This is a genomic window from Caulobacter sp. P1_B12_2 (genome assembly GCF_056406675.1).
In genome coordinates this window covers 1-8,426 of record NZ_JBFTZS010000179.1, presented here as the reverse complement: position 1 = coordinate 8,426, position 8,426 = coordinate 1, and the positions used below count along the sequence as shown (strand labels likewise).

Sequence of the window (8,426 nt, the reverse complement as noted above, 5' to 3'; positions counted from 1 at the left end):
GGTTGATGCGGTGGATCACCCCGCGCGCCGTCACCGGCTTGGCCAGGAACTCGTTGACCCCCGCGTCGCGGGCCTCGGCCACGCGGCGCATCGTGGAGTGGCCGGTGATCATGATGACCGGGGTGAACGGGCCGGGGCTGTCGGGCGAATTGCGCAGCAGGTTGACGAAGTCGATGCCGTCCAGCGGACCCATGGTCAGGTCCGTCATGATCAGGTCCATCTCGATGTCGCGCATCAGCTGCAGCGCCTCGGCGCCGTCCATCGCCTCGAAGATCTGCCGCACGCCCAGGGCCCGCAGGATCTCGGTCAGCAGCATGCGCATGTGCTGATTGTCGTCGACTAGCAGAATTTTCAGCAGATCGAAGCGCACTCGCCCCCCGGGCTCGTTCATGACTCACGGCCTCGTTGAGCGTGCCGTGACGGCTTGGACGTTACGAGCCTGTAACAATCGGTCAATCGGTAATTCACCGAAAAGATCAATGTTATCAGGCCAAAGTCGAATTTCGACATTGCGCGGGCAAAGCCGCTCTTCAGGCCGATGGAAGGCGTCAATCTTGAGTCTTGGTTTCGCCGCGGGACAGAAGATCGTTAACTTCGGTGGCGGTTGGTTACCTTTTGTCAACGAAAAAAATAGGAACGAGTCGCAGCGTGGGAGAGTTGATGCGGTGAAGGAATATGAACCGCATGGCCTCCCGCGACGAACTCATCAAGCGCGAAGCTCTGGAACTCTGGAGCCAGATGCACGACGGGCCCCCACCCGAAGTCAGCGGTGGGGAGTTGCTTCAGATCATCTGTCGAGATCTTGACGTTCAGAACTACGACCGCGTCCGCTCGCCCTTCCTGCGCCCCACCATGATCATGCGGCCCGAGGAGTGGCCGGAGGCGCGCAAGGGGTAGGGTAAGTCACCCTCTCCCAGAGGGAGAGGGCGGGGCCCGCGACGAAGTCGTGGCAGGGTGAGGGGTTACGCTTTCGCCGTTTTTCTCAGAGCCTAAAACAGCAGGTGGGGATCTCGTGCCGGCACGCCGTCGGGCGCCGTCACCCCTCACCCTCCCATGCTGCGCATGGGTCCCTCCCTCTCCCCTCCGGGAGAGGGTTTCTAGCGACGTCCGCTCATCCCCGGCACGAACGCCCCGCCGCCCGTCTGGGCGCGGTGGCGCAGGAAGGCGTCGGCCAGGACGCAGGCGGTCATGGCCTCGACCACCGGCACGCCGCGAATGCCGACGCACGGGTCGTGACGGCCCTTGGTGCGCAGGTCTATCTCCTCGCCCGCCTCGTTGACGCTCTGGCGCGGCGTCAGGATCGAGGAGGTCGGCTTGAAGGCCACGCGGGCCACCACCGGCTGGCCGGTGGACAGGCCGCCCAGCACGCCGCCGGCGTGATTGCTCAGGAACATCGGGCCGTCATTGCCCATCCGCATCTGGTCGGCGTTCTCTTCGCCCGACAGGGCGGCGCTGGCGAAGCCCTCGCCGATCTCCACGCCCTTGGCGGCGTTGATCGACATCAGGGCCGCGGCCAGTTCGGCGTCCAGCTTGCCGTACAGCGGCGCGCCCCAGCCGGCCGGCACGCCGACAGCCTCGACCTCGACGACGGCCCCGGTCGAGGAGCCGGCCTTGCGGATCTTCTCCAGGTGCTCTTCCCAAACCGGGATGATCGCGGCGTCCGGCGACCAGTAGGGGTTCTCGTTCGTCTGGTCCCAGTCCCAGTTCGCCCGATCGATGGCGTGCGGGCCGATCTGCACCAGGGCGGCGCGCACGGTCACGCCGGGGATCACCAGTCGGGCGATCGCGCCGGCCGCGACCCGCGCCGCCGTCTCGCGCGCCGAACTGCGCCCGCCGCCGCGATAGTCGCGAACGCCGTATTTGGCGAAATAGGGATAGTCGGCGTGGCCCGGCCGGAAGGCCTGGGCGATCTCGCCATAGTCCTTGGAGCGCTGGTCGGTGTTCTCGATCATCAGGCTGATCGGCGTGCCGGTCGTGCGCTGACCGTCGCTGCGCTCGTCCTCGAACACCCCCGACAGGATGCGCACGGCGTCCGGCTCCTGGCGCTGGGTGACGAACTTGCCGTTGCCCGGGCGGCGCTTGTCGAGAAAGGCCTGGATCTGCTCGGCGCTGATGGCGACGCCCGGCGGCACGCCATCGACCACGCAGCCCAGGGCCGGGCCGTGGCTTTCGCCCCAGGTGGTGACGCGGAACAGGTGGCCGAAGGTGTTGTGCGACATGTGCGGGGGTGTAGCGGAAAGCTCCAAGAGGGGCAAAGGCTGGAGAATGTGAACACTTGCCCCCTACGGATCGCTTCGCGATCGTCTTCCCCCAAAGGGGGAAGAGGGGCCGCGTTTCCGTCCTCCGCCCCCTATGGGGCGGACAGACCGCGAAGCGGTCAGGTGGGGGCAACCGGGTGAGGCGCTAGAACGGCGCCGGTACGCGGCGCGAAACCGTGACCTGGTCGAGACGGTCGGGGCTATAGCGCACCTCGGTGACGACTCCTGGGAGGCCCAGCCAGAAGACCATCTGCCCATTCTGGCGCGTCAGGGCCCAGGGCGACAGGCTGGCCAACTTCTGGCGGAGCGCCTTTGGATCGCCGCATAGGTCGGAGGTCGTCTGGTCCGAGCAGGTGAAGCTGGCCTGGGCGTCGCCGCGTCGCAGCGCGTCCAGATGTTTCAGCGCAGGCAGGGCCTGGACGGGCTTGAGACCCGGGTCCAGGCGCACATAGTCGTCATCGGGGCATCCGGCCGGGCCGGGCAGGGCGATCTCGAACCCGGCCCAGATGTCGGCGCTTTCCACCCGGCTTTCAGTCTCGCCAGCCTTCCGCGCGAACCTGACGGTCCAGCGTTTCCGCACGCAGCCGCCCTTCTCGGCCACCGGCCGCTCGACCAGCTGGCGTTCGGCGAAACCCGGAGGCAGGTCATTGAGCCGGGGAACGACGATCGCGACGATCGGCCCGTGATCCTTTCCGGCGAGGAGCAACCCGCCGGCCTCCCCCGGCGGGAGGCTTTCCACCGTGGCCAGGGTCGGGGCGGCCTGGAGCATGACGGCGATCGCGGCGGAGAGGATCATCGGCGGACCTTGGCTGCATCGGCGAGATAGAGCTCGAGATTGGTATAGCCCGAGCCGTCCTTGGCAAGGGCGGCGCCGTCGGGCGACTTCGGGTTGAAGCCGTGGGCCTTCTCCCAGGCGTCGGGCATGCCGTCCCCGTCCGTGTCGGCCGCCGCCTTGCCCGTGGGCAGCACCGGCCAGCCGCCGACCTGGGCCTGGCTGTCGATCTGCTTGCCGGTCTTGTCGCGCACCCCGGCCACCACCCGCGCATCGACGCTGTCGCGGAACACCGAGGCCCCCGCGTCCTTCAGCACTCGCTCGAACGCCGAGGCGGCCGGGTCGGCCTTGACCGGCGCCACGTCGATCGGCCCCGCCTGGCGCCAGCCCGGCGCCTGCAGGCCGGTGACCAGGCTCCACGGATCGGCGGGCACGACGCCGTTCATGCTGTTGCCGGCGAACCAGGCCTTGGCCAGGCTGTTGCTCTCGTTGAAGGCCACGGGCTTCTGGCTGTCCGGACCCATCACATAGGCGTTGTCGATGAAGCTGTAGGCCGCCAGGGCCGCCTTGTCGGCGTCGTAGCCGGCGTGGCCCTTGCCCCAGTTGTAGAAGACGTTGGAGCGGAACTCGAAGAACGCCCCGACCGGGTCCTTCTCGGGGCCCTCGTAATTGCCCGGGCGCGGCATGCGGGCCAGGTGGTTGGCCCACAGATTGTGGTGGAAGCTGATCTTCGAGCCGCCGCCGCCGCGGATCAGGCTGCCATAGCCGTGGTCGCCCTTGGCGTGGATCGAGTGGGTCAGGCTCTCGGCGATGATCGACCACTGGACGGTCAGGTCGTAGAAGCCCCCCTCTTTCCCATTGGGGCCGGGATTGTCGTAGCGCGCCGACGCCGACAGGGTCTCGTCCACCGACCAGCTGGCCGAGACGTGGTCGAGGATGATCCGCCGGCCCGAATTGATCCAGATCGCGTCGCCCTCGGTCTTGCTCTCGTCGCCCAGGCGCGAGCGGATGAAGCGGATGACCACGTCGTCGGCGGACACCACCAGGGTGTGGTCGCGCAGGGTGATCCCGCCGCCCGGCGCGGTCTGGCCGGCGATGGTGATCTGGCCGCCCACGATCTTCAGCTCGCTCTTCAGCGCGATCGTGCCGGCCACCTCGAACACCACGGTGCGCGGCCCCTTGGCCTCGACGGCGGCGCGCAGGGATCCCGGGCCGGCGTCCTCGAGGTTGGTGACCTTGATCACCGCCCCGCCGCGTCCGCCCACCGCCAGCCGCCCCGCGCCCTCGGCGCCGGGGAAGGCCAGCACCTCGCGGGGGGYGGCGTGAGCGGCGGTCGCGGTCAAGGCCAGGGCGGCGGCGAGCGTGGTGCGGAACATCTGCGGTTTCCCCCTTCAATTGCGCGCACAATCCCCCGTCCGGAAATTCCTGTCCACCGGTGTCATCGGCCTACGGCAAGGCTTTGCGATGACTTGGCGATGACAACGTTGTCGAGCATTGATGATTAATGAGGCAAGTATTGCCTCGAAACTAAACATTTCCACAGGCTGCATGCCGCGAAACACGCGAAAAGGCGCGACGGATTGTCCGACCCCCATCCCCGAAACCTGACACTGGTGTCACTCTCGCGTGTCTGGCGAGTGATTCGGCTGTCCCGCGTCCCGCCGCCGGTTTCGGGGGAAACCCATACATGTCGGCTGAAGACGCCAGCCTGCGTCCAGAACGCATCCTCGAGCTCAGCGAACGCCTCTCCGCCGTGGCCGGCGAGAAGATCGGCGAGATCGCTTACGTCAATCGCTCGGCCAAGATGCTGGCGATCAACGCCCTGATCGTCGCCGCGCGCGCGGGCGAGGCGGGACGCGGCTTCGCGATCGTCGCCGAAGAGTTCAAGACGATCTCGACCCAGATCGACGTGGTGGCCGCCGCCCTGGAGAGCCAGGTGCGCGCCGACCTCGACGAGCTGACCAAGATCGGCGGCGCGATCCTGGGCCATCTGCGCGGTCAGCGCCTGGCGGATCTCGCCCTGAACGCCATCGAGATCATCGACCGCAACCTCTATGAGCGCACCTGCGACGTGCGCTGGTGGGCCACCGACAGCGCCGTGGTCGACTGCGTGGCGGCCCCGTCGCGCGAGGCCTCCACCTACGCCAGCCAACGGCTGAAGGTGATCCTCGACGCCTACACCGTCTATCTGGACCTGTGGATCGCCGACCCGTCGGGCCGCGTGGTCGCCAGCGGCCGGCCCGACAAGTATCCGGCCGCCAAGAGCGTCTCGGTGGCCGAGGCCGAGTGGTTCAGGAACGCCATGCGCACCAAGTCTGGCGACGACTTCACCGTCTGCGACATCGAGCGGATCAAGGCCCTGAACGACGCCCCCGTCGCCACCTACGCCACGGCCATCCGCGAGGGCGGCCAGGCGGGCGGCAAGGTGATCGGCGTGCTGGGCGTCCACTTCGACTGGAAGCCCCAGGCCCAGGCGGTGGTCGACGGCGTGCGCCTGACCGACGAGGAAAAGGCCCGCTCGCGCGTGCTGCTGCTGGACCAGAACCACCGGGTGCTGGCCAGCTCGGACGGCAAGGGCGTGCTGGAGGAGACCTTCAAGCTCGACACCGCCGGCGGCGACATGGGCAGCTACGCCGAAGGCGCCCGCACCGTCGGCTACGCCCTGACCCCGGGTTACGAGACCTATGCCGGCCTGGGCTGGTACGGCTGCCTGGTGCAGGAGGCGGAAAAGCCCGCCGAGACCTTTCGCCCCGCGGTGACCTCCGCCGCGCCCAAGCTCAGCGCGGCCTAAACGCTCGAGACCCTCTCCGTCTGGGGGAGGGTTTCTACCCCTCCCAGAACCGGAACGCCCGGTACCCCGCGCCGATGTCCGGGCGCGAGACGCCGAACAGGTCGGTGATCGACACCACCAGGCTGAACAGGGCGTCGTTGACCGGCGGCAGGAAGAAGATCGCCACGAACAGGCCGATGAACACAAACGAGCCGAACCGGGCGGCCTGTTGCTGGACCGCCGGCGGCAGGTAGGGGCGGATCACGCCGAAGCCGTCCAGGCCGGGCAGGGGCAGCAGGTTCAGCACCAGGGCGAAGGCCTGCAGGAAGGCCAGGAAGGCGGCGGCGCGCGACAGGGCGCTGGTCTCGACGCCGAACGCCCGGTCGGCGGCCAGGCACACGGCCAGGCCGACCAGCACCGCCAGGGTGCCCAGCGGCCCGGCCAGCGAGGCCAGGGCCCGGCCGCGCTTGCTGCGCATCAGGTCGTCGCGCAGATAGACCGCCCCGCCGGGAAAGCCGATGCCGCCGATGGCCAGCACGACCAGCGGCAGGATAATGCTGGTCGACAGGTCGGTGTATTTCAGCGGGTCCAGCGTCAGATAGCCCTTCTCGACGATCGTATGGTCGCCGGCCTTGTAGGCCACGAAGGCGTGGGCGAACTCGTGGACCACCACGCTGAGGACCCAGCCCACCACCACGAAGGCGAAGGTCAGCACGCCGGGCGGATCGGGCATCCGCGCCAGGGCGAAGGCCAGGGCCGCGAAGGCGCCGACCAGGATCAGGGCGTTGGCGCTGATGGGCGCGGGCTTGGCGGGACGGACGTCGGTAAGGGTCATACGAGCTTGTACCCTCTCCTGCAGAATAGAGGGAGTGGCTCAGCTTCTTCTCCTCACCCGCGCAGCGGGGGAGGTGGCGCGGCGCCGATAGGCGACGTGACGGAGGGGGCGTCCAGGCCGCCCCGCTTGCGTATCAGGGCCGTCGCGAGATCCCAGATTCCATCCGCCACGCCCGTCGGGTCGCCGAACACGTCGGCGGCGGTGTAGCGCACGATCGTCAGGCCCTGTGCGGCCATCCAGGCGTCGCGGCGGGCGTCGTGTTCTGGGGCCTCGCCCATGTTGTGACACCAACCGTCGACCTCGATCACGAGCTTTGCGTCGGCGCAGTAGAAGTCGGCGATGTATGGTCCGATCGGGTGTTGGCGACGGATACGTGGGCCGTCGGGTTGGCGAGCGCGTAGGCGGACCCAGAGCATGACCTCTGGCGGGCTCATGGTTCGACGCAACGCTTTGGCGCGCGAGCGTGTTTTGGTTGTTGATCTCATAAGTTGAGCATGCCGCGTGACGCCCCCTCCGTCACGCTGCGTATTCGCAGCGCGCCACCTCCCCCGCGATGCGGGTGAGGAGAGCTCCAAACATTTGTTCGAATAACCCCTTCCTTCTCCCCCACGCCTCCCGCTAGGGTCTCCCGCGACAAAGAGGGAGATCGCCGATGAAGGCCGCCGTTCTGCGCGAAGTGGGCCAGCCGCTCCAGATCGAGGAGGTCTCGATCGGCAAGCCGGGCCCGCGCGAAGTGCTGATCCGCACCAAGGCCGCCGGCGTCTGCCATTCCGACCTGCACTTCATCGAAGGCTCCTACCCCCATCCCCTGCCCGCCGTGCTGGGCCACGAGAGCGCCGGGATCGTCGAGGCGATCGGATCCGAGGTCCGCACCGTCAAGGTCGGCGACCACGTGATCACCTGCCTCAATCCCTATTGCGGCCACTGCGAGGTCTGCCTGACCGGGCACATGAACCTCTGCATCAGCCCCGAGACGCGCCGCTCGAAGACCGACGAGCCGCGCCTCTTCAAGGAAGACCTGTCGGGCCCCGGCAAGATGGCCCAGTTCCTGAACCTGTCGTCGTTCGCCGAGATGATGCTGGTGCACGAGCACGCCTGCGTCGCCATCCGCAAGGACATGCCGTTCGACCGCGCCGCCCTGATCGGCTGCTCGGTGATGACCGGCGTGGGCGCAGTGATCCACACCTCCAGCGTCCGCCCGGGCGAGACCGTGGCCGTGATCGGCTGCGGCGGGGTGGGCCTGGCCACCATCAACGGCGCGGCCATCGCCGGCGCCGGCCGGATCATCGCCATCGACCGCGTCCCGGCCAAGCTGGCGCTGGCCAAGACCTTCGGCGCCACCGACGTCATCAACGCCGCCGACGGCGACGCGGTGAAGCAGGTGCAGGAACTGACCGGCGGCGGCGTCCACCACAGCTTCGAGGCCATCGGCCTGAAGGCCACCGCCGAGCAGTCGTTCAAGATGCTGCGCCGGGGCGGCACGGCCAACATCATCGGCATGATCCCCGTGGGCACCATGATCGAGCTGCACGGCGCCGACTTCCTGGGCGAGCGCAAGATCCAGGGCAGCTTCATGGGGAGCAACCGCTTCCCGGTCGACATGCCCCGCCTGGTCGACGCCTATATGGGCGGCAAGCTGAAGCTGGACGAACTGATCTCGCGCCGCATCAAGCTGGAGGAGGTCAACTCGGCCTTCGACGAGCTGAAGCGCGGCGAGCTGGCGCGATCGGTGATCGTGTTTGATTGAGGTGGGCGACCTAGTCCCAAATCCTTTCAGCCGTCATCCCGGGC

9 protein-coding genes are annotated in these 8,426 nt (G+C 68.1%); 3 read left to right on the top strand and 6 right to left on the bottom strand.

What is annotated here, in order from left to right; all coding sequences use genetic code 11:
• Positions 1–370 (bottom strand): response regulator (locus AC1DZ6_RS12795; protein WP_477097553.1); only part of this gene is annotated, 370 nt, incomplete at its 3' end.
• Positions 371–684: 314 nt separating this feature from the next.
• Between AC1DZ6_RS12795 and AC1DZ6_RS12790 the strand changes: the two genes are divergently transcribed.
• Positions 685–897, top strand: a complete 213-nt coding sequence (locus tag AC1DZ6_RS12790; protein WP_477097552.1) for a hypothetical protein — start codon at positions 685–687, stop codon at positions 895–897.
• A 200-nt stretch (positions 898–1,097) separates the two neighbouring features.
• Here the strand turns inward: AC1DZ6_RS12790 and aroC are convergent, their stop codons facing one another.
• The 3 genes from aroC to AC1DZ6_RS12775 form a co-directional block, all read right to left on the bottom strand.
• Positions 1,098–2,219, bottom strand: a complete 1,122-nt coding sequence (gene aroC / locus AC1DZ6_RS12785) for a chorismate synthase (protein ID WP_477097551.1) — start codon at positions 2,217–2,219, stop codon at positions 1,098–1,100.
• 184 nt (positions 2,220–2,403) lie between these two features.
• Complete coding sequence (locus AC1DZ6_RS12780; protein WP_477097550.1) at positions 2,404–3,054, bottom strand: hypothetical protein; 651 nt, start codon at positions 3,052–3,054, stop codon at positions 2,404–2,406.
• On the bottom strand, positions 3,051–4,406 hold the full coding sequence (locus tag AC1DZ6_RS12775) for a pectate lyase (RefSeq protein ID WP_477097549.1): 1,356 nt from the start codon (positions 4,404–4,406) through the stop codon (positions 3,051–3,053). The genes AC1DZ6_RS12780 and AC1DZ6_RS12775 overlap by 4 nt, the downstream gene beginning before the upstream one ends.
• A 311-nt stretch (positions 4,407–4,717) precedes the next feature.
• Between AC1DZ6_RS12775 and AC1DZ6_RS12770 the strand changes: the two genes are divergently transcribed.
• Positions 4,718–5,821: a cache domain-containing protein gene (locus AC1DZ6_RS12770; RefSeq protein ID WP_477097548.1), complete on the top strand. Its 1,104-nt coding sequence runs from the start codon at positions 4,718–4,720 to the stop codon at positions 5,819–5,821.
• A 34-nt stretch (positions 5,822–5,855) separates the two neighbouring features.
• On the opposite strand, the gene AC1DZ6_RS12765 is transcribed toward AC1DZ6_RS12770, so the two are convergent.
• Positions 5,856–6,635 carry a site-2 protease family protein gene (locus tag AC1DZ6_RS12765; protein ID WP_477097547.1) on the bottom strand — a complete coding sequence of 260 codons (780 nt, stop codon included), beginning with the start codon at positions 6,633–6,635 and terminating at the stop codon, positions 5,856–5,858.
• Positions 6,636–6,688: 53 nt separating this feature from the next.
• Positions 6,689–7,120, bottom strand: a complete 432-nt coding sequence (locus tag AC1DZ6_RS12760) for an endonuclease domain-containing protein (RefSeq protein ID WP_477097546.1) — start codon at positions 7,118–7,120, stop codon at positions 6,689–6,691.
• A gap of 167 nt (positions 7,121–7,287) precedes the next feature.
• Here AC1DZ6_RS12760 and AC1DZ6_RS12755 point away from each other — a divergent pair, with 167 nt between their 5' ends.
• Positions 7,288–8,382 (top strand): Zn-dependent alcohol dehydrogenase, encoded by a 1,095-nt coding sequence (locus tag AC1DZ6_RS12755; RefSeq protein WP_477097545.1) that lies wholly within the window; start codon positions 7,288–7,290, stop codon positions 8,380–8,382.
• The last annotated feature ends 44 nt before the right edge of the window (positions 8,383–8,426 follow it).

Coding starts and splice junctions, on each gene's coding strand:
- aroC (WP_477097551.1), bottom strand. CDS start 2,219: ATGTCGCACAACACCTTCGGCCACCTGTTCCGCGTCACCACCTGGGGC.
- AC1DZ6_RS12760 (WP_477097546.1), bottom strand. CDS start 7,120: ATGAGATCAACAACCAAAACACGCTCGCGCGCCAAAGCGTTGCGTCGA.
- AC1DZ6_RS12790 (WP_477097552.1), top strand. CDS start 685: ATGGCCTCCCGCGACGAACTCATCAAGCGCGAAGCTCTGGAACTCTGG.
- AC1DZ6_RS12765 (WP_477097547.1), bottom strand. CDS start 6,635: ATGACCCTTACCGACGTCCGTCCCGCCAAGCCCGCGCCCATCAGCGCC.
- AC1DZ6_RS12770 (WP_477097548.1), top strand. CDS start 4,718: ATGTCGGCTGAAGACGCCAGCCTGCGTCCAGAACGCATCCTCGAGCTC.
- AC1DZ6_RS12755 (WP_477097545.1), top strand. CDS start 7,288: ATGAAGGCCGCCGTTCTGCGCGAAGTGGGCCAGCCGCTCCAGATCGAG.
- AC1DZ6_RS12780 (WP_477097550.1), bottom strand. CDS start 3,054: ATGATCCTCTCCGCCGCGATCGCCGTCATGCTCCAGGCCGCCCCGACC.